The sequence below is a fragment of the Rickettsiella endosymbiont of Dermanyssus gallinae genome (assembly GCF_019285595.1).
Lineage (GTDB): Bacteria > Pseudomonadota > Gammaproteobacteria > Diplorickettsiales > Diplorickettsiaceae > Rickettsiella_B.
This window is the reverse complement of the sequence record NZ_CP079094.1, coordinates 156637-177111: the sequence shown is the minus strand read 5'-3', so window position 1 is coordinate 177111 and position 20475 is coordinate 156637. Positions and strand designations below refer to the sequence as shown.

The window sequence follows — 20475 nt, the reverse complement described above, 5'->3', positions numbered from 1 at the left end:
CATGTTTACTTTTTAGCTAAGGGCAATGCGGCATTTTTCCAACTCATTATTCCGCCTTTAAGGTGATAAATCTTGCTAAACCCAGCGTTTTTTAACAATCGTGCAACGCGATGATGGGCTTGTCCTTGACTATAGTTAATAATAATAGGCCTTTCACGATATGAATCAAGCTGATTAATCTTTTGCGCCAACTCGGAAAGGGGGATATTAATAGACGCGGCAATATGTTCTTTTGAGAAACTATTCACATCACGAACATCTAATAAAATAGCTTCTTCTCTATTCATCAGAAAGATAGCTTGCTGCGCGGATAAAGGTGATGCCCCAGTCAGTTTGATATGTAACTCAAAAGTAAGCAAAAACCCTAAAATCACTAGAAAGGCCAACCAAAGCTCCCAGTGTCGTAAACTAAATTCAATGAACTGTTGCATATTGGATTTGACCTAAATGTAAGTTGCCTTTTCACGGCATGTGCCACATAGTCTAGCGAAATTTAAACCTGCCCGCTATACTGCCTGCTCATTTTCATAAGAGAATATTAATTCATGCCTAATAAAATAGACCATCCTGTTGATTTTTTAAGCAAGCAAACAGACTATAAAATGCTGCTCAGCGAAATCTTACAGATGGCTAAAAAAAAGGGTGCCACGCAGGTTGAAGCGAATATAACACATGACATTGGGTTTTCGATCAATGTTCGAATGAACGAAGTAGAGACCATTGAACATAATCGCAATAAATCCTTGGGAATTAATGTCTATTTTGCTCAACGACAAGGTTCAGCATCCAGCTCGGACTTCAGTTTAGCCGCCATAGAAAATGCGGTAGAAGCGGCTTGTCACATCGCACGATTCACAACAGAGGACCCTTTCTCCGGTCTTCCTGATGCAGAGTTACTCGCAAAGTCCCCGCCTAATTTAGATCTACACCATCCCTGGTCCATCGATCCTCAGAATGCCATTGAGCTGGGTAAGGACTGTGAAAAGAGCGCCTTAGCCATCGATAAGCGCATTACACTTTCTGAAGGGGTTAGTCTATCAACGCATCAAGGCATCTACCTTTATGCCAATAGCAACAACTTCATCGGGAGCTATCCAAGCTCTAGACACAGTCTTTCTTGCAGGCTCGTAGCAAAAGATAAAAAAGGTATGCAACGTGATGGTAGCTATACGGTGAGTCGTGATCCACACCAACTGGATCCTACTGAAAAACTCGCAAAAAAAGCGGCAGAAGCCACTCTAAATCGTTTAAATGCAACACGCTTAAACACTTGCCAAGCACCGGTTATTTTTCATGCTGAAATTGCAAGTAGTTTAATTGGAAATTTTTTATCCGCCATCTCGGGGGGAAATCTCTATCGTAAAGCTTCTTTTCTAGTAAACCAGCTTGGCCAACCAATATTCTCTGACAAGATAACGATTCATGAGCAACCACATTTACTTAAAGGTCTAGGTAGCGCTCCCTTTGATGATGAAGGTGTCATCACCCGCGACAGAACATTAGTGTCGAATGGCGTTTTACAAGGTTATTTGCTGAGTAGTTATTCTGCACGCAAATTAGGTATGCAAACAACAGGTAATTCAGGCGGCGCACACAATATTGTGCTAGAAACCAGCCAATTGAGCTTAGAAGATTTAATCAAACAGATGGATAAAGGTTTATTGGTGACTGAACTCATGGGCCAAGGCGTCAATTTAGTAACGGGCGACTATTCACGCGGCGCTGTTGGCTTCTGGGTTGAACATGGAAAAATACAATATCCGGTAGAAGAGATTACGATTGCAGGCAACCTACGCGATATGTATAAAAATATGGTGGCTATAGGCAATGATATCGATCATCGAAGTTCAATTTTGACAGGTTCAATTCTTTTAGAAAATATGATGATAGCGGGATTGGATCCTTAACAAAGGCTCAAAAGCGTCATGGCGAGCGAATGCAATGAGCGTGGCCATCCAGATTACAGTTTTCTAGATTGCCACGCGCTTTGCGCTCGCAATGACGGTTTCTAGGCAGGTGTTTCTTTAACAGCCCAAACACTAATCCCTTTCAATGTATCTAAGGCCAAATAGGTTTTTAAATAATCTTGTAAGCGAACATCTAATACTTTCTCTGCTCTTGATGAGGCCATACGTAGATAGAGCTGGTCCTTATCCCAAATAGCGAAGCCCATATGAAGAACATTCATGGGTGTCCCTATTCGGTAGTTTAAGTAATTATCATGCCCGACTAGAAAAACTAAACTTGCAGTAGGAATTCTTTTTCTTAACTGGGAATCATTGAGTACATCGGCAACAGGAATATAAGCAATACTCGCCTTTTCACTATTAGCAAACGCTTTACCTTGTTTTTTTAACTCATCAAGATAAATTTTTTTTTCTAATGATGATAAATAAGGGATTTGGATTCTATCCATACCTAAGTGTTGATACCAATTACGGCGGTTTATTAAAGCCGTCGCCACTCTGGTTTTTTGGCCTGCAATAGAATAACTTAATTCTCGTATATTACCGTTTTTCTTATTGTTAGGAATCCAATCCAGGCTAGGGAAATGATTACGCTGAAAAAAATCGACTTGCGCCTGCTTATAACGAATTTGATTGATCTTCTTTTTAAAATCAAGAAAATTTGACGCAAGCGCCAACGCCATAACGGTATCAACGTAAGTCTCACAATCGAAATGATCAAAACGATATAATGGGTTTTGATCATATTCACCCATCAAGCCTTCACCTAAGGCACCCCCTTGATAAGGAACACTCAGTAAAGCGGCACTATGCAGCTCAATCCGCTGCTGAAGTGAATTTTCTTTATTTAAATTTATTAGTTGAATAGCCGGTTGATCAGTAAATCGAACGTTGGCAAAGCTATTTAAGGAGATTAAAAAAAGGCAAAGAAATATTAAACATCGATATGGCACCTATCATCCCTCTTCTCCAAACCGATCCGTGACAAGCTTTTCTAAAACTGTTAAAGCAGCTGCTTCATCTTCACCCTTAACGATGACTTCTACGGGACTTCCTTGTCTAGCCGTTAAGCCCATTACTTCTAGAATGCTCTTGCCGTCCACTTGTTTGCCGTTGCACTTTAGCGTAATTTCGCTAATAAAGCACCTTGCAATCTTTACCCACTTCATAGAAGCGCGGGCATGCAACCCTAACTTGTTATTGATTGTAACAATTTTACGTAACATACAGTGAGGAGATTAACCCTCTATTTTTCCTTTTTCTATACTAAAACTTTCACCACATCCACAGGCGGCCGTTTGGTTAGGATTAATAAACTTTAGAGACCCATTAAGCCCATTTTGCACATAATCAATACAGATTCCCTTTAAATAGGGAAAACTAGACTGATCAACAAAAACCACTAAATCATCATCGATAGAAAATTGTAAATCATTCGTGTTCGATGTTTTTACATAGTCCACGACATAAGAAAAGCCTGAACAGCCTGCTTGCTTTACACTAAGGCGAACGCTTTTTTCATCTGATTGCTTGGCAAGCATCTTTTTAATGTGAAGGCTAGCAGCCGCGGTTAAGCTAAGCTCCCCCTTCATTTCTGCTGGGTCGTAAATAGAAACAATTGTCTCTTTCATCTGCTTATACTACCACTAATACCTTAAGGGGCAAAATAGAAGCCTTGTCTCTTATCTGTATTTTTACTGGGTTTTTGTAGTTAAAAAGCTTACATGCTGGCGGCGACAAGGGGTAGGGGCACACCTTCTATAGCTTCCACACTTGGACTCATAGCGTAAGGGGCGGCGTATCAAGCTATACGTTTTTTCAAAAATTAACAAAAAGAGCGCGCCCCCATAAAAGCGCTGAATGTAAATAACTTACTAGTAAAAACATACTATTAGCGCACAATCCTTCTCGGCTATCTATATTTTTTAATTTGTAACACTTGTATCATAAAAGTCTTTGTTATACGGTAACCTTAATCCAATGGATGTAGCGTTTGTATTTTAAAGTCTTAAAACCCAAAAAATAAAAATTTTAGCGAACGGTTATACGATTCAAAGTGTAATAGGTATAGGAATATAATTTAAATCTCCATTTTGATATGTCTAATAAAATTGATACAAAGTTTATTGGTGGCATTCTACTGATCGTAGGAACAGCTGTTGGTGGTGGAATGTTGGCACTCCCTATTGCAACAGCAGAAACAGGTTTTATTAACTCGCTGATATTAATGTTTGTTTGTTGGTTTGTAATGACAGCAAGCGCCTTTTTAGTACTTGAAGTTAATCTATGGTTGCCAGCCAACACCAACATTATCACCATGGCTAGAATTTTACTGGGAAAATGGGGGGAAACAATCGCTTGGATCAGCTATTTGTTATTATTCTACTCTGTACTCGCCGCTTACATGGCTGGCGGAGGCGACTTCCTAACTGGATTATTAGCCAGTTTGGGCCTAAACATTCCAAGTTGGATCGCTATTATATTATTTACCAGCATTTTAAGTTACGTGGTTTATAAAGGTATTCACTACGTCGATTACGTAAATCGTGGTTTGATGTTCAGCAAATTTAGTATTTATCTACTCTTAGTTCTATTTCTTATCCCCTTTGTCTCAATTAGCAAACTCAAAGAAGGCAACCTTGCTTATTTAACCGGCGGTGCAACGGTAATGATAACGTCTTTTACCTTTGCCAATATTATCCCTAGCCTGCGAACTTACTTTCATGGCGACGTTATTAAATTACGGAAAGTTATTTTGATAGGGAGCCTAATCCCATTAATTTGCTATTTATTTTGGGACCTCACGATTATGGGCATTCTCCCACGTGGAGGAGAACATGGGCTCATTGATATGTTACATTCTAGGCATTCTACGAGTGAGTTTGTTCGTCAACTTAGTTATTTTCTTAATAATGACTTTATTTCATTATTAGCACGCATTTTTACCTCTATTTGCCTTGCCACTTCCTTTCTTGCCAGTATGTTAGGCCTATCCGATTTTTTAGCGGATGGTCTGCGTATTGCAAAACGAGGAACAGGAAACATTCTAGTTTATGCCGCCACGCTTTTACCACCTTTAACAATCGTATTATTCTATCCAGGGGCCTTTATCGGTGCATTAAGCTATGCTGGAATCTACTGCGCTATTCTTTTTATTATATTGCCTACGTTAATGGCCTGGCGTGGACGTTATAGCAAAAACCCTTTATCCCAAGGATTTAAGCTAAAAGGCGGCAAACCTTTATTATTCTTTCTCGGGATTATTGGCCTTCTTTTTGTGGGCTTTGGCATCCAAGCAGCAATTTAAGACTATAAGCCTTAAATTGCATCTCGCCTATCCAACTGCTTACAACCCTTTCCTCTCAGCCCGCTACCCCTTTCGACCGTAAAAAGCCACTATTAATAGGTGTCCAATAACAAAGAATCACGGCAATTAAGTTCTTTCTTTTTCTAGTGGGCCGCGCTTTTTAAACCTTTTCAACTCAAAAAGATTAGAAGAGAAAAGCTTGCTTACCTACAGGTTAATGAAGAAATTTTAACAATTTAATGGGGGACGAGGATATGATAATAGATGGCGTTTTAGTCGGAGTTGGATTGGCAGGGCTTGAGTTAGGCGTAGCTTGGGTATTAGCTTGTGTCATTAATCATGAGCCTGCTTCGGAAAAAAAGGAGGAAGGCGATCCTTCTTTAAAGTTTTCAACAAGTTTCGTTAATTTAGTTAATATTAAATAAAAACAAGCTTGGTTTAACGCTCTACTAACAGAATTAATTTATAACCAAAAACCACAACGATGAATCCCTGATAAGGTAACTTATTCAGGGATTTTCAATTTAAGCAACCCTATCACTAAAAATACCTTTGCTAAAATAATTCTCCAAAGTAAAAAGCAAATCTTTATAATTAACCGGTTTAATTAAAAACCCATCTATTTCGGCTTCTTCACACCAGCGTTTTAATAGTTCAGAAGAATAAGCGCTTAATAATAGAATAGGCTTTCTTGTTATTTTATTTTCCTTTTCTAAGCTTCGAATTTTTCTTGCCACCTCTACTCCCTGTATATCAGGCAATCCACCATCTAAAATAATAAGATGATAAAATCTAGATTCAGCCATTTCTAATGCTTGTGCACCTGTTGTTGCTAATTCAATATGAAATCCCATTTTTTCCAGGAACGCGCGGTGCACGCGTTGAATAATTGGATCATCCTCTACTAATAAAATTTTATTTTTATTTTCCATTTTTTTCTCCTTTAAAAATACAAACCCGTATTTGTTTTATAATAGCCCATAAATGAACCTCTATGCAATCACTTATAAAAATAATATTTAAACGATAAAATAATTTAAGATAGTATTAAAATGCTTAAGGGGATTTTATCCATTGTCTTCTGAAAATAAATTAAATGATATACTTGAGTATCTTATGAAGGAACATAGGATAAATACGCAGCAACTGCATAAGTATACTGGCGTCCCTCTATCTACATTGAAAAGATTGCGACTAAACAAAGGAAATAACCCCACCGTTGCTTCTTTAGTTCCTATTGCTCAATATTTCAATATCAGCGTAGATCAGCTTATAGGGATTGATCCACTAGAAAAAAACAGCGGATTACAAAATGAGATTACAGTACCTATTATAGAATGGGAAAACGCATCAAACCCGCAGAAAGATAAATGTAAACAACCCTTTGCGCCATTATTAGTAACCGACATGGCATTAAGCCATGATAGCTATGCATTGCTTATAAAAGAACAGCAATGGAGTAATTTTCTGCCTGGCTCTTTATTAATTATCGACCCGCATTTAACGCCCAACAATCGTGATTTCCTAATCATTACCGAGGAAAAACGACAGCTTCCTCAGTTACATCAACTATTAATTTTTAAAAGTAAATCGTATTTAAAAACATCTGACTGCGCATCTGAAATTATTTCTTTTACAAATAATTATAAAAACTTAGGTGTAGTCATCCAAATTAGAATGAATTATAAAGACAATAGAACGTATGTTAATCTCAAGGACAAAAAATCTTCCAACGACGTCAAGCAATATTAGTCACTATATCCTTATCTTAGGGATGGTTAACATAACAATCAGCTTAGCCGCCGATGTTGTAGCCTATAAACTAATCACTTTAGGTCCGGCACTTTTACCAGGTGCACCGCTAGTATTTCCTTTAACCTATATTATTGGTGACATTGTCGCCGAAGTTTATGGCTATACCGTCGCTAAAAAAATTATATGGATAACCTTGATTTGTGAATTATTTTTTGCCATTGCCGTCAAATTAATTATTCATCTTCCTTCACCAGTGTTCTGGCAACATCAACTCGCTTATAATGCAGTAATTGATCCTATTTTACGTTTTGTATTAGCCGGTATCCTAGCCGTTATTAGTAGCAGCTTTATTAATATTTATATGATTTCTAAATGGAAAATTTTGATGAAAGGTAGACACTTTTGGCTTAGGAGCTTAGGATCATCGGCCATTGGTGGTTTCATCTTAGTTTTAGTCACTATTTTATTCGGCTTTACCGGGAATATACATTGGTCACAATTAATTTATATGATCTTATCTGTGTACTCGGTAGAGGTTTTTTATTCCTTATTAGGCGTATGGCCTGCTTCGATTATTACTGGCTTTTTAAAACTAGAAGAACAGCTTGATGTGTATGATACTGAAACTAATTTTAATCCGTTTAAATAATGACACAAATAATTAACGAGGATAATATGCAAATTAAATATATTATAGAGAGAATGCAAACCATATTGGATTATATCGACTCTAAAGCAGGCAAAAAAGAAACTATAGAGAATTTTATTCAATATCTTAATAATGTTGCTATAGGAGAACAACTTCTACCTGATAAAATTATTGAATTATTAAACTTAATAGATCTTTCTAAGATAACAAGTGAACAAGGATTTTTTAGTGAATTTGTAAAAACAGAAAATTTACCTGAAGAAATAAATCGCACAGTGATTTTTTACTTGATAAAGGATCAACAAACCTCTTGTTGGCATTCATTAGATACGACAGAAACTTGGCACTGGCTTGCGGGCTGTGATATCACCATTTCTATTCTTTCTAAAGATAAAATAAATGAATTTGTTTTAAATGCACAAAACCCTTGTTTAACTCTAGAAAAAGGTACCTTATTTGGCGCAAGGAATAACTTAACAGCAGCTAAAGACAGAGATAACTTTGGATTAGTTACCTGTGAATGTATACCTGGATTTACCCCTAGTTTATACAGCAACCCAACTAAAGAACAATTACAAATATTAAGCTGTCTTTATAAAAAAGATGATGAAAAAAGATCAACTATAGAAAAATTAATCCCTAAAGTTCAATTAAAAGAGTTTAATGAGTTAAAACCTGCTACTTCTTCAAAATTTTTTCTCGCCGATAACCCTATAAAAAAGGAATCTGGCCAAAATTTTATAGCTAAAAGTTCTTTATCCAGCTAAAATAAAAAAAATGGAATTACGTTTTAGGAGCAATGGTTGTTAAAATTTATTGGAAACTATATAAATACCATTAAATTAAAATATAAGTCTATACAACAAGCTAAATCCTACCCTTTTCCGTTACGGATCATTAGCCAGGAATTAGCTAATAAAGATACTGTTTACACAGTACAAATTGTAGGAAAAAATTTAGTTTTTAAATTATGTGCGACAGAGCTATTTAATGATAATCAGTTATTGCAAAGACTATCTCCTTTCGATTTACTAAACATTTTAAATAGCTCTAATAAAAAAACTTTTTATAAAAAAAATAACCTTATTATTTTTCCTTGTCGTGTCCATTATAAGATAATTGCTAAAAGTTATGACCATGCCCGTCAACAAAGTATTTTTATCCTCGAAATTACTCAAGCCAATAACGTTATTCAAAAGAAATTTACCGCCCTTGAAATCGTTAAGGCCCCTTTTATGCTAGAAAAACTTAGTTCGCAAGAAATCTACGACCTTGGCTTTACTATCGGCTCTGAAACTATCCTTGAAGAAATACATAAATTGACTTGTCTTGCAAAATAACCCCAGCTAAATTATTAACTAAGATTCACCGTCATTATATCGATACTCCTCACCATACCTATGTATGGTTTTTTTATATAGTTAATTCGGCATACTAGTTTTTCTATCTTCTAAAAATAGTAATAAGGAATTAAAATGCAGAATAGAAAACGGGCGTTATTAATTGAAGATAATGTTATTTGTCAAAAGATATATGACGCGTGGCTATCCGAACTAAGCTATAAAATCAACATAGCCAGCAATGCTATGGAAGCCTACAATCACATCATAAACCAAACTTATGATGTGATTGTAACCGATTTAGGGCTGCCGGATAAACCAGGCCTCGAAGTAATAAAAGCTATCCATTGCAGTTCTTTAAATCAATACACCCCCATCATTGTCGTATCTGCCCACGTCAATACACAAACACAACAGGAGTGCATGCAATTGGAAGCCGATGCGGTACTTACCAAACCTGTATCTAAAGACGCGCTACATAACGCTATTTTGAGAAGTTAGCTTGTAGCGGTGGTTGCTTATTAAGCTCCGCTATCTCACGCCTCACTTCGGGATTAAAAAATTCTCCGATGCCCATTGAATAGGTTTGCTTTTCACAAGATTTTGGCAATCTATAATCAAAAGCAATAATGGAGGCCTCTTCATTCTCTAACAGAGGAATAATAAATTCCGCTACTTTTATATGTTGATCTTGCACTAAATATTTATCTCTAGCTGTCGCACTTAAAAAGTGCATTTCAAAAACATACTCCCTATCTAAAACAGATGAATTGAGACGTTTACCATAACAAAAGCTTGACGCTCCTTCTACATTAGAAAACAATTCCTTTAATTTATAAAAAACCTCTTTGATGGCTTCATCTGAACAATCTTTCTTGAAAGGAAGAAAAACAATATGATTTATCTGGGGTTTTTCTTGTAAATTTCCCTTATTAATAGGCGGGTGCGAAGGCTTAAAAACAAGCGAAAACATGGGCTCTTCTTTGTTTAACGAGGGCATTATTTTTTCAATAAATAACTTATATTCTTTTTTAAATAAATCATCAATTTCTTCTAAATTCTCATCAGAATTTATTTTTAGCACATAATTATATCCTTTATTACGATTTTCCTTACTTTCATAGACACCATATTCAAACTTATATGAAAATCTATTATTAATAGATGCTGTAAATTCATTAAAATAAGGGGTGGCTTCAGAAATTTCTCGGAAAGAAAAAAAATCTATCATTTTATCGTTCATAATTTTTCCTATAATTTAAAATTTATTAATTAATATCTTTCCATAGTTTATATTCTTCTAATACATAAGTTAAACCATAGCGAATAGCCATAGATACAATTTCTCCTTTTGAAGAACATTGAAATTTTATTTTTAACCTTTGAATATACCAACGTATAGTTTTAGGTGAAACACCTAATAAACAAGCAATTTTTCCTGAAGTATACCCATAGAGCATATATCTAAAAACATCTAATTCACGCTTAGTAAGATATTCATTGCTAAAATTTTTTCCTAAATAAAACCGATCCTTTTCTAAATCAAAATGACCTCCTCTTTTTATAATTGAATAGCCTGTAATATCTATATAGGAACCAATTACACCCACACATTTCCGACTATCACTCATTAATTGAGTTTTAGTAACAAGTATATTTGCGACCCCTTTTGGCTGAGTTTGAATTTCCGGCACATTGATTCTTGTGTTGCCTATTATCGCTTTATTATCGCCTCTACGATAAAAATCGGCATGTTTTCTCCAAAAAATATCATAATCTGTTTTACCAATTATCTGGCTTGGAGAATCGAGGCCTGCCGCTTCAGCAAGGTTTTCATTACAAAAAAGATATTTTAAGTTTTTATCTTTAGCAAAAATATACAGTGATAAATCCGTTAATACTTTCTCTAGCATAATGCTACCTGTATTATTTTTATAAATGTAAAAAACAATAACTGAATCCAATAAAAATTACCCCCTACATAATAATGGGTTAGTCGTTAGAAAAATAGGAATAAAATCGTAAGGAAGTATTGTTTTTTTATCTAAAAACTCATGTAACTTCATATTATGAAAAAATAAGCATCTATTTTTTTGGTAGCTATTTTCAAGGAAAGAGCCATGATTTTCCCTCTTGAATGACGAGCGATAGCGCCTGCTTTGGCCCCTAAAAATTCGTATCCTTTAGGTGTGAGCAGCGGGTAAGCGCTTGAAATCCGTATTTTTGCCCTCATATTCCCTTTACTTGCCAGATAATTTAACCATTTATTCGAGCTTTTGTGGAGAGTATCATTCTATGACCGTTGCAGAAAAACAAACCCTGGGCTTCCAAACGGAAGTCAATCAATTATTACAGCTAATGATTCATTCTCTTTATAGCAATAAAGAGATTTTTATCCGTGAATTAATCTCAAATGCCTCCGATGCGGTCGATAAGCTCCGCTTTAAAGCATTAGAAAACCCTGCTTTACAAGAGGATGCCCAGCTCAAATTAACTATAGAAATTGATAAGGCAAAGCGCCTGTTAATCCTGAATGATAACGGGATAGGGATGAGCAGAGAAGAGGTCATTTCCAATCTAGGTACTATTGCAAAATCAGGCACCAAAGAGTTCTTAGCTTCTTTAACTGGAAATAAGGCGAAAGACACACAGCTCATCGGTCAATTTGGGGTTGGATTTTATTCAGCCTTTATGGTCGCCGAAAAAATAACGGTTAATACACGTGCCGCTGGCTTAGCAACTGATGAAGCCATTTGTTGGGAGTCAACGGGCGATGGACAATATACGATTGAAGCAATCCATAAAACAACACCCGGAACTGAAATTATATTGCATCTGCGCGAAGGTGAAGATGAGTTTTTAGAAGATTGGCGATTACGCAGTATTATACTTAAATATTCTGATCATATTACGCTACCGATTAATATGAAGCAGGAACGTCCCGCACCAGAAACCGATGACAAAAAAGATGAGGTCATCGAAGAACAAGATATCTGGGAAACCGTAAACAATGCAACAGCATTATGGACTCTACCTAAAAATCAAATCAAAGACGATGAGTATAAAGCATTCTATAAACATGTCGCACATGACTTTCAAGATCCTCTTGCTTGGAGCCATAATAAGGTAGAAGGAACACAGGAATATACCACCTTACTCTATATACCTTCTCAAGCACCGTTTGATCTCTGGAACCATGAAAAACCTCGCGGTTTAAAACTTTATGTTAAACGTGTCTTTATTATGGATGACGCAGAACAATTTCTGCCTCGTTATTTACGCTTCGTAAAAGGAATAGTTGATAGTAATGACCTTCCTTTAAACATTTCACGGGAAATCTTACAAAACAACAAACTGGTTGATAACATACGTTCTGGCGTGACTAAACGAATTTTAGAATTATTAGCTCATCTTGCAAAAGATCAGACGGATCAATATAAACAGTTTTGGAATTCTTTTGGAAATGTACTCAAAGAAGGATTTGCCGAAGATTTTAATAATCGCGATGCACTTGCCAAATTATTACGCTTTTCGTCAACCCATTTAAATAATGCCGAAGCAACCGTTAGTCTAGAAGAGTACGTTGCGCGCATGCAACCTACGCAAGACAAAATCTATTATATTACTGCCGAAAATTATGCTTCTGCTAACAGCAGCCCACATTTAGAAATTTTTCGTCAAAAAAATATTGAGGTTTTATTGCTACATGATCGTATTGATGAATGGTTAGTAGCGCATTTAACCGAGTTTGAAGGAAAAACGCTGCAATCCATCGCTAAAGATGCGGATATCACTGGCATCACGGGTGAAGAAAATAAGGAAGAGCAGAAAAAGAATGAAGACGAATTCAAACCCCTGTTGGAACAGATGAAAGAAGTGCTTGGCGATAAAGTAAAAGAAGTTCGTATCTCTCAACGTTTAACTATTTCACCCGCGTGTATTGTTAACGAACAAAATGCTTTAAGCAACCAAATGCGCAGCATGTTGCAAGCTGCTGGCCAATCTATTCCGGCAAGCAAACCTATTTTAGAGTTAAATCCTCAACATCGATTGGTGCAACGTCTAAAAGAAGAACAGGATGATGCGCGACTTGCTGAATGGACACATCTCTTTTTGGAGCAATCCATTTTGGCAGAGGGTGGGCATCTCGAGGATCCCGCTGCGTTCGTAAAACGACTTAATGACTTATTAGCTTAGGTCTGTGTACTCTCCCCATTTAAGTGGGGAGTACATCTAAATTTTTACCAATTAAATAGCGTACCATCTAATTTTCGATTAACGGGTAAGTAAGCACGCTCATAAGGGTATTTTTCAGCTAATTTTTCATCAAAATCCACACCTAAACCTGGTTTATCGGCTGGATAGAGATAGCCTTTATCAAACGTATAGGCATGCGGAAATACTTCATTCGTTTTATCGGTATGCCGCATATATTCTTGTATGCCGAAATTATTGATTGAAATACCAAAATGTAAAGCGGCTGCCATCGTAATAGGCGAAACGTCTGTAGGGCCATGACAACCTGTTTTGACGTGGTAAACTTCAGCCATTGCAGCCACTTTCTTTAAGTGTGTTAAACCGCCGCCATGCACCACTGACATACGGATATAGTCAATCAGTTGTTCCGTAAACAAAATATGGGTATCCCATATAGTATTAAATACTTCACCCACCGCTAAAGGTGTCGTGGTATGTTGACGGATAATTCGAAAACCTTCTTGTAGTTCTGCTGGTACAGTGTCTTCTAACCAAAACAGATGATAAGGCTCTAACCCTTTTCCTAAACGTGCTGCTTCAATCGGTGTTAAACGATGATGCGAGTCATGCAGAAGATGTACCTCGTCACCATATTCTTCACGTAATTTTTTAAACAATTTAGGCGCGTAGTTAAGATATTTTTCAGTAGACCACTCTGATTCTTGAGGTAATCCTTTTGTCGCTGGTTCGTAATACATTTTATCTTTAGAGGAGATACCATAAGAATCTTTTAGCCCAGGCACACCGGTTTGTGCACGAACCGCTAAATAGCCTTTCTCTATGTATTTACCAACTTCCTTAACCGTATCATTAATATCTTTTCCGTTCGCATGGCCATAAACCATAACGCCTTTTCGACTTTTACCGCCAAGCAAATTATAAACAGGTGTATTTAAAACTTTTCCTTTAATATCCCATAAAGCCATATCAATGGCTGCAATAGCCGCCATAGTAACGGGACCTCGGCGCCAATAAGCACCACGATAAAAATATTGCCAAATATCTTCTATTTGTGCAGGATCTCGCCCAATCAAACAAGGGATAAGATCTTCTAAATAAGCTTTCACAGCTAATTCGCGACCATTTAACGTTGCGTCACCTACACCGTAAACACCTTCGTCAGTAACAATCTTTAATGTAACAAAGTTTCTGTCAGGGCAGCTAACAAAAACCTTAGCTTCTTGAATTTTCATCGTTTACCTCAGCAATCATTTTTATAAGTAAAAGGGTTTAACTTTATTAAGTAATCACCAAATCATTTAAGCGATTACGTCCAATAATGGGATATTGTTCAACTTCATACACCACACCCGAAACCGGCGCGGATTGATCAGACAACCAAAATGTAACGTGCGCCGCTACATTTTCAGGTGATAATAAGCGACCGCTTGGTGCATATACTTTGGGTATTTTTTCTTGCCAATTATCGGGTAATCCTTCACGTCTTTTCAAAGCAACTTCATTATCTGTTGGTGTCCAACCTACATTTAACTGGTTAACACGCACATGATCGGGACCTAGACTATCCGCTAAGTTACGCGTCATGGTCATCAACGCACCTTTAGAGGATGAGTAAATCAATAGATCCTGTTGTCCACAATGCGCATTCATAGAACCTATATTAACAATCGCACCACCGCTTCCCTGTTTTCTAAAAACCTTGACGGCTTCTTTAGATAAAAGTAATGGCGCATAAAAATTGATACGCATCACTTTTTCACAAAGCTCTATACTGGCATCATCAATGTTGTTGCGTGGATAAATACCTGCATTATTAACAAGACCATCCAAACGACCAAATTTAGCTATTGTTTCGTTCACTAAGTTAGCGTAGGCATTTTCATCCGTTAAATCAGCAATTAAATAATGCGCCGCATCGCCGCCTAATTCTGCAACTAACGCTTTTGCACGATCTTCCTGACGGCCATGAATCATGACCTTAGCCCCTTGCGCAACACAACGGCGGGCTGTCGCTGCACCAATTCCATTGGTAGAACCGGTAATTAAAACAACTTTATTTTTTAACATTAATGCTTCCTTTATAACTTATTTTAAGAAAAAAAGGCCAATTTTTATTGAGAAACTGTTGATTTCCGTAAAGGAACACCCAGCTCACGACTAGGCCGACCTAAACGCAGATTTTGTTCAATATCCTCCAAAGAACATCCTTTGGTTTCGGGAACAATAAAGTAAACAAAAAGTCCGCCTAATATACATAAAAAAGCATACAGCCAAAATGTATAACTAGGACCCATCAATTGAATGAGCGTTAAAAACGTTAACGCAACGAGCATATTGAATCCCCAACTCGCAGAAATAGCCAGACTAGCGCCTACACCACGAATATTTAAAGGGAAAATTTCAGAAATAATAAGCCACATAATCGGGCCTAAACTCATTGCAAAGCTCGCAATATAAAGAACCATACTACCTACAGCTACCCAGTGCAATGCAGCAAATCCAGGAAAATAAAATGCAGCGCCCATCATTGCCAAACTTATAAACATACCCGAGAGCCCTAAAAGTAATAAAGGGCGACGTCCCCATTTATCGATTAAAGGTAGTGCAATGACTGTAAATAGCACATTAATAATGCCTATTCCTAGTGTCGCTAAAATAGCGCCTCCGGCTTGTTTGAACCCTGCCATGAGTAAAATAGTGGGGGCATAATAAATAATCGTATTAATTCCCGTCACTTGTTGGAAAAAACTTAGTCCTAAACTAATGAACAAAATAGGGCGTACCCATTTTGCAAGCAACAAACGATGCGTCCCTTTCTCCATTTTTACTGTTTGCTGAATTTCTTCAAATTCTTGATTAATATTTTCACTGCCTCGAATGCGCTGTAAAATATTACGTGCTTTATGCTCCCAGCCCTTTAATACCATCCAACGCGGGCTTTCCGGTAAAAATAAAGTACCTAACAATAAAATCGCAGCCGGTACTACCCCTAAACCTAGCATCCAAGGCCAACGACCTTGCACAGAAAAATAGTAATTAACCAGATATGAAAAAACGATCCCAATCGTGATCGCTAATTGATTCAAAGAAACTAACATCCCACGAATACGTTGTGGCGCTATCTCGGCAATATAAAGAGGCGCAGTAAAAGAACCCACACCAATCGCAATGCCTAATATAATGCGACCGATAATTAACCAGTGTGCGCTAGGTGCAAGTGCCGTGGATAATGAGCCGATAATGAAAGCAATGGCCGTAAAAACAAGCACTTTACGTCGCCCAAACAGGTCAGTCAGTCTACCGCTAAATCCCGAGCCGATTAAAGCACCTAATAAAACAGCGCTTACAATCATCTCTACCTGAAAGGCCGATAAAGCAAAGTCTTTCTTAATAAATAAAATAGCGCCTGAGATTATTCCTGTATCGTACCCAAACAGTAGCCCCGCCAACGCTGCAAATACCGAAACTGCATAAACCATCCAGTTTGCATTCGATCGTTCAAGCATGAAAATATTCTCTCTTAGATAGCATAAGCAGGCTACTTTACCTCGAACCCGCTTAAAAGCAAATAAAAGCGCAAGGTTTTCAGCCAAGATAGGCGGGTTCAGCTAGCCCTTTAACGCCTATTTCCAATGCAAACAACTGCCCCGATTGGGGTGCATCGTCCAAAATAGACGCGGATAACCCAACTGACGCAGAAGTCACATAAAGCGTTTTTAAATCTCCCCCCCCAAAACAACAGCTGGTGGGCCTAGGAACAGGCATAGGAATAATGCTATCGATTTCTCCTGTGGGTTTATAGCGGGTAATTTGCCAACCGTCCCAATGGCAGCTCCATATATAGCCCTCACTATCGACGGTAAGCCCATCAGGGAAGCCTTCTGATTCAGGAATTTGAGCAAACACGTGAAAAGCCCCTAAGCGACCTTTTATAGGGTCAAATTCATATTCATAGATTTGACGCGCCGGAGAATCGCACATATACATTCGACTATTATCTAAATTCCACGCAATTCCATTACTGACGGTAAAACCGCTAGCCATTTCCATCGCCTTGCCTTCTGTATCTAAGCAATAGAGGGCACCAATGGGTTTCTCTTCAGCAATATCTTTAGTCCCTGCCCAAAAACGACCTTGCCGATCGCATTTTCCGTCATTAAACATATCCTGAGACTGTTTTTTTAAAGGTAATGCAATGGTTTGTGTCATGCCTGTTTCTGTGTCAATGGAAGCAAATCGGTCACTGAGCGCCGCTATCAATCCTCCTTTAGCACGCCAGCCGATGGAACCAATCTGGCTAGGCATTTTAAATTTTTTAACGCTTCTATTATTGATATCTAAACGATTCAAGCTCGCTGCGACGATATCGACCCAGTAAAGACATTTTTCTTCGGGATGCCAAAGAGGGCTCTCACCCAATAACATGGGTTCTTCACATACAACGACTGGATTTAACATAGCTTTACCAAATTAAGCGATAGATGGTTTCGTGATAATAACGATCACCCGGCAATAAAAAAGGTGAGGGGAATTGAGGATAATTAACAGCGCCCGGAAGATTTTGTGTTTCCATACAAAAAGCGCCATATCGCTGTGTTGTTAACCCTCCACTGATAGGATAACTTTTAAGGCTATTACCGGTATAAAATTGTAACCCTGGCTGTGTGGTATGCACTTCTAACGTACGCCCACTCACCGGCTCTTTGATCTGCGCCACTAAGCGAGGGTGATGGTTGGTCATGGCTGGTAACACAAAACAAAGATCATAGCCTCCAATCGGTGTATCCTCTAAACGTTCTCCTAAATGATGTGGTTGGCGAAAATCAAAGGGGGTATCATTTACTTCTGCTATTTGTCCTGTAGGAAGTAAATCTTTATCGGTCACTACATAATGATCGACAAAAACCTGTAGCACATGATCCAACACGGTACCTTGTCCTGCACCCGCTAAATTCCAATAAGCATGATTAGTTAAGTCAACGGGGGTTATGCGATCTGTTTTTGCTTCAAAAGCGATTTTTAACTCATTAGCCAATGTCAAACTATAGGTCGTTTTTACTTCAAGCGTTCCTGGGTAACCTTGATCGCCATCCGGGCTTAGCATTTTAAATGCTACACTGGCTTTATCAGTCTGAATAGAAACTTCAGGCTGCCAAATCGCTTTATCAAAACCTCTTTCACCACCATGTAAATGATGTGCATAATCTTTATTTTTTGTTAAATGAAAATCTTGTCCCTGATAATTAAAAGACGCGTTTGCAATACGGTTAGGCACTCGTCCTATGGTCGCACCAAAATAAAAATCGTGATTTAAATATTCCTCAAGCTGATCGAATCCTAAAGTAAGTTCGTGTACGGTACCTCTTAATCCTGGTACTTTTACCGAAGTAAGGGTAGCGCCATAATTCATAACGCTTATTGACATCCCACTGGGATTACGCAATGTATATTGCGTAATCGTTTGACCATCAGGTAACTCACCAAAAGTTGATGGCTGACAAAACATTTCAGGCATAATGTCCTCGTAAATCTGGCATTGCTTCTCGTGGAATAATTGCGCCGGGATAATTGATAACTGTGCTAGCTAATTGATGACCCCATTGCGCCGCTTTTATAGGCTCAATGTCTAACAAACGTGCCGCTACATAAGCCGCGTTAAATGAATCGCCCGCGCCGGTTGTATCCACTGCCTTTTCTATCAAACGAGCAGGCACACTTGTTTGCGTGGCAATAGTAGCAATTAAAACTGGCTCGGCACCACATTTAACAACCACTTCCGTTATTTTATTTTTTAACAAGCGTTGTGCGCAAGCTTCTGGTGTCACATCACCAAATAAAGACTGCTCGTCTACAAAAGTAGGCAACGCAACATCTACCCATTTTAAAGTGCGATCAATGGTTGCTCTTGCTATTTCAGCATCAGGCCAAAGTGACGCACGGTAATTGGTATCAAAAATTATCTTAACACCTTTTTGTTTTGCCTTTTCTAATATCCTCCATAAATAGTCCCGACTATCATCATCAAGGATAGCCAAAGTAATTCCTGATAAATATAAGTAATCCATGCTTAGCAATTTTTTTTCTAAATCAAGCGTGGCACAGGATTTAAAAAGCTCCCGTGCCGCAGAATTTTGGCGATAAAAATAAAAAGTCCTTTCCCCTTCTTCATCGGTACGAATTAAATAAAGCCCAGGCAGTTTATTTTTTAAACGACACACCAAATCCGTATTGAGTCCTTCTTCTTGCCAATTTTTTAGCATGCTATCGCTATAGCTATCACAACCTAATGCTGTCACGTAATGAATAGCAAAAGATTCGACAGGAAGTAAGCGTCGTAAATAAATGGCGAAATTTAAGGTATCGCCTGCAAAAGCTAGGGCTAGTGTGGCATCACTACGATGTGATAGCTCTAGCATTGCTTCACCAATGACTGCAATTTGCTTCATTTTAGGATTCCAGAATAGGCAAGGGCTTTAAAAAAGACTTAGAAAGTGTATCTGAAGTTTGCGTAGAAAAAAAAGAGGACGTATTATCAGAGATAATCTTATAGGATGTGGAACACGTGCTCACACTCATTGATATTTTACAGCAAAGTCGCATTATACCGGTTATTGTAATCGATAAGATAGAACATGCAATTCCTTTGGCTAACACCTTAGTGGAAGGTGGTTTCAAGGTACTAGAAATTACACTGCGTACGGATTGTGCTTTAGAGGCCATCAAACAAATAGCCAATAGCGTACCCGATGCTATTCTAGGGGCTGGTACGATCATTACACCGCGTCAATTATCTGAAGCCAAAGCGGCGGGCGCACAATTTGCAGTCAGCCCTGGCTTTAGCGAACAGCTTGTTTCTGAAGCAAAAAAAGAAAAATTAGCCTACCTTCCCGGCATTGCCACTGTTTCTGAAGCACTATTTGCTTATGAGCTAGGTTTAACTCAACTTAAATTTTTTCCGGCTGAAATAATGGGCGGAATAAAAGCTTTGTCTGCCCTATCTGAAGTATTGCCTTCGTTACAGTTTTGCCCTACCGGTGGCATTAATCTTGATAGCTTTATTAACTATCTCAAACTACCCCAAGTTCCTTGTATTGGTGGCACATGGATAGCACCTCGCTCACTGATTGAAAAAGGAAATTTTGCAGAAATTGCTTTACACGCAAAAGAAGCACAAAAAAAACTACAAACTGTCTTTAATTAATGACAGCAGCGCACAAATTTTATTGAACATTGAATAAA

General features: G+C 37.9%; 23 protein-coding genes. 10 read left to right on the top strand and 13 right to left on the bottom strand.

Annotated features, from left to right (window positions below; genetic code table 11):
- Positions 1 to 5: 5 nt before the first annotated feature.
- Positions 6 to 431 (bottom strand): rhodanese-like domain-containing protein, encoded by a 426-nt coding sequence (locus tag KX723_RS00920; RefSeq protein ID WP_218814261.1) that lies wholly within the window; start codon positions 429 to 431, stop codon positions 6 to 8.
- Positions 432 to 545: 114 nt separating this feature from the next.
- Here KX723_RS00920 and pmbA point away from each other — a divergent pair, with 114 nt between their 5' ends.
- Positions 546 to 1907, top strand: a complete 1362-nt coding sequence (gene pmbA / locus KX723_RS00915; RefSeq protein WP_218814260.1) for a metalloprotease PmbA — start codon at positions 546 to 548, stop codon at positions 1905 to 1907.
- 101 nt (positions 1908 to 2008) lie between these two features.
- Here the strand turns inward: pmbA and KX723_RS00910 are convergent, their stop codons facing one another.
- From KX723_RS00910 to KX723_RS00900, 3 genes are read right to left on the bottom strand one after another with little or no spacing between them, the layout of a single operon-like run.
- A complete protein-coding gene (locus KX723_RS00910) occupies positions 2009 to 2920 on the bottom strand; it encodes an N-acetylmuramoyl-L-alanine amidase-like domain-containing protein (protein WP_218814259.1) in 912 nt (303 codons plus the stop codon).
- Between the two features lie 3 nt (positions 2921 to 2923).
- On the bottom strand, positions 2924 to 3193 hold the full coding sequence (locus tag KX723_RS00905) for an HPr family phosphocarrier protein (RefSeq protein WP_218814258.1): 270 nt from the start codon (positions 3191 to 3193) through the stop codon (positions 2924 to 2926).
- Positions 3194 to 3205: 12 nt separating this feature from the next.
- A complete protein-coding gene (locus tag KX723_RS00900) occupies positions 3206 to 3598 on the bottom strand; it encodes a HesB/IscA family protein (protein WP_246562476.1) in 393 nt (130 codons plus the stop codon).
- A 467-nt stretch (positions 3599 to 4065) separates the two neighbouring features.
- On the opposite strand from KX723_RS00900, the gene KX723_RS00895 reads away from it, so the two are divergent.
- On the top strand, positions 4066 to 5274 hold the full coding sequence (locus KX723_RS00895; protein ID WP_218814257.1) for an amino acid permease: 1209 nt from the start codon (positions 4066 to 4068) through the stop codon (positions 5272 to 5274).
- A gap of 254 nt (positions 5275 to 5528) precedes the next feature.
- Positions 5529 to 5699: a hypothetical protein gene (locus KX723_RS00890; RefSeq protein WP_218814256.1), complete on the top strand. Its 171-nt coding sequence runs from the start codon at positions 5529 to 5531 to the stop codon at positions 5697 to 5699.
- 99 nt (positions 5700 to 5798) lie between these two features.
- Here KX723_RS00890 and KX723_RS00885 read toward each other — a convergent pair whose 3' ends face one another.
- Positions 5799 to 6206: a response regulator gene (locus KX723_RS00885; protein WP_218814255.1), complete on the bottom strand. Its 408-nt coding sequence runs from the start codon at positions 6204 to 6206 to the stop codon at positions 5799 to 5801.
- A 142-nt stretch (positions 6207 to 6348) separates the two neighbouring features.
- Between KX723_RS00885 and KX723_RS00880 the strand changes: the two genes are divergently transcribed.
- The 5 genes from KX723_RS00880 (at position 6349) to KX723_RS00860 (ending at position 9519) form a co-directional block, all read left to right on the top strand.
- Entirely contained in the window at positions 6349 to 7026 is a 678-nt protein-coding gene (locus KX723_RS00880) for a helix-turn-helix domain-containing protein (RefSeq protein WP_218814254.1), read from the top strand.
- A 22-nt stretch (positions 7027 to 7048) separates the two neighbouring features.
- Positions 7049 to 7678: a queuosine precursor transporter gene (locus tag KX723_RS00875; RefSeq protein WP_218814253.1), complete on the top strand. Its 630-nt coding sequence runs from the start codon at positions 7049 to 7051 to the stop codon at positions 7676 to 7678.
- A gap of 26 nt (positions 7679 to 7704) precedes the next feature.
- Positions 7705 to 8445 (top strand): cupin domain-containing protein, encoded by a 741-nt coding sequence (locus KX723_RS00870; RefSeq protein WP_218814252.1) that lies wholly within the window; start codon positions 7705 to 7707, stop codon positions 8443 to 8445.
- Positions 8446 to 8481: 36 nt separating this feature from the next.
- Positions 8482 to 9018 carry a hypothetical protein gene (locus tag KX723_RS00865; protein WP_218814251.1) on the top strand — a complete coding sequence of 179 codons (537 nt, stop codon included), beginning with the start codon at positions 8482 to 8484 and terminating at the stop codon, positions 9016 to 9018.
- 135 nt (positions 9019 to 9153) lie between these two features.
- The gene (locus KX723_RS00860) at positions 9154 to 9519 is read left to right on the top strand and encodes a response regulator (RefSeq protein WP_218814250.1); all 366 of its coding nucleotides are present in this window, start codon (positions 9154 to 9156) and stop codon (positions 9517 to 9519) included.
- Here the strand turns inward: KX723_RS00860 and KX723_RS00855 are convergent.
- Both KX723_RS00855 and KX723_RS00850 read right to left on the bottom strand, forming a co-directional pair.
- Positions 9503 to 10249: a Dabb family protein gene (locus tag KX723_RS00855; RefSeq protein WP_218814249.1), complete on the bottom strand. Its 747-nt coding sequence runs from the start codon at positions 10247 to 10249 to the stop codon at positions 9503 to 9505. The two genes, KX723_RS00860 and KX723_RS00855, sit on opposite strands and share 17 nt — an antisense overlap.
- Positions 10250 to 10286: 37 nt before the next feature.
- On the bottom strand, positions 10287 to 10982 hold the full coding sequence (locus tag KX723_RS00850) for a helix-turn-helix transcriptional regulator (RefSeq protein WP_218814248.1): 696 nt from the start codon (positions 10980 to 10982) through the stop codon (positions 10287 to 10289).
- 331 nt (positions 10983 to 11313) lie between these two features.
- Between KX723_RS00850 and htpG the strand changes: the two genes are divergently transcribed.
- A complete protein-coding gene (gene htpG, locus KX723_RS00845; protein WP_218814247.1) occupies positions 11314 to 13215 on the top strand; it encodes a molecular chaperone HtpG in 1902 nt (633 codons plus the stop codon).
- 44 nt (positions 13216 to 13259) lie between these two features.
- On the opposite strand, the gene manD is transcribed toward htpG, so the two are convergent.
- The 6 genes from manD to KX723_RS00815 form a co-directional block, all read right to left on the bottom strand.
- Positions 13260 to 14468 (bottom strand): D-mannonate dehydratase ManD, encoded by a 1209-nt coding sequence (manD, locus tag KX723_RS00840; RefSeq protein WP_218814246.1) that lies wholly within the window; start codon positions 14466 to 14468, stop codon positions 13260 to 13262.
- A 46-nt stretch (positions 14469 to 14514) separates the two neighbouring features.
- Positions 14515 to 15303: an oxidoreductase gene (locus tag KX723_RS00835; protein ID WP_218814245.1), complete on the bottom strand. Its 789-nt coding sequence runs from the start codon at positions 15301 to 15303 to the stop codon at positions 14515 to 14517.
- Positions 15304 to 15347: 44 nt separating this feature from the next.
- Complete coding sequence (locus KX723_RS00830) at positions 15348 to 16742, bottom strand: sugar porter family MFS transporter (protein WP_218814244.1); 1395 nt, start codon at positions 16740 to 16742, stop codon at positions 15348 to 15350.
- A 79-nt stretch (positions 16743 to 16821) separates the two neighbouring features.
- Entirely contained in the window at positions 16822 to 17694 is an 873-nt protein-coding gene (locus KX723_RS00825; RefSeq protein WP_218814243.1) for an SMP-30/gluconolactonase/LRE family protein, read from the bottom strand.
- Between the two features lie 4 nt (positions 17695 to 17698).
- Positions 17699 to 18751, bottom strand: a complete 1053-nt coding sequence (locus KX723_RS00820; RefSeq protein WP_218814242.1) for an aldose epimerase family protein — start codon at positions 18749 to 18751, stop codon at positions 17699 to 17701.
- Positions 18744 to 19682: a sugar kinase gene (locus KX723_RS00815; RefSeq protein WP_218814241.1), complete on the bottom strand. Its 939-nt coding sequence runs from the start codon at positions 19680 to 19682 to the stop codon at positions 18744 to 18746. Before KX723_RS00815 ends, KX723_RS00820 begins: the two co-directional genes overlap by 8 nt.
- 107 nt (positions 19683 to 19789) lie before the next feature.
- Here KX723_RS00815 and eda point away from each other — a divergent pair, with 107 nt between their 5' ends.
- On the top strand, positions 19790 to 20437 hold the full coding sequence (gene eda / locus KX723_RS00810; RefSeq protein ID WP_246562474.1) for a bifunctional 4-hydroxy-2-oxoglutarate aldolase/2-dehydro-3-deoxy-phosphogluconate aldolase: 648 nt from the start codon (positions 19790 to 19792) through the stop codon (positions 20435 to 20437).
- Positions 20438 to 20475: the final 38 nt, after the last annotated feature.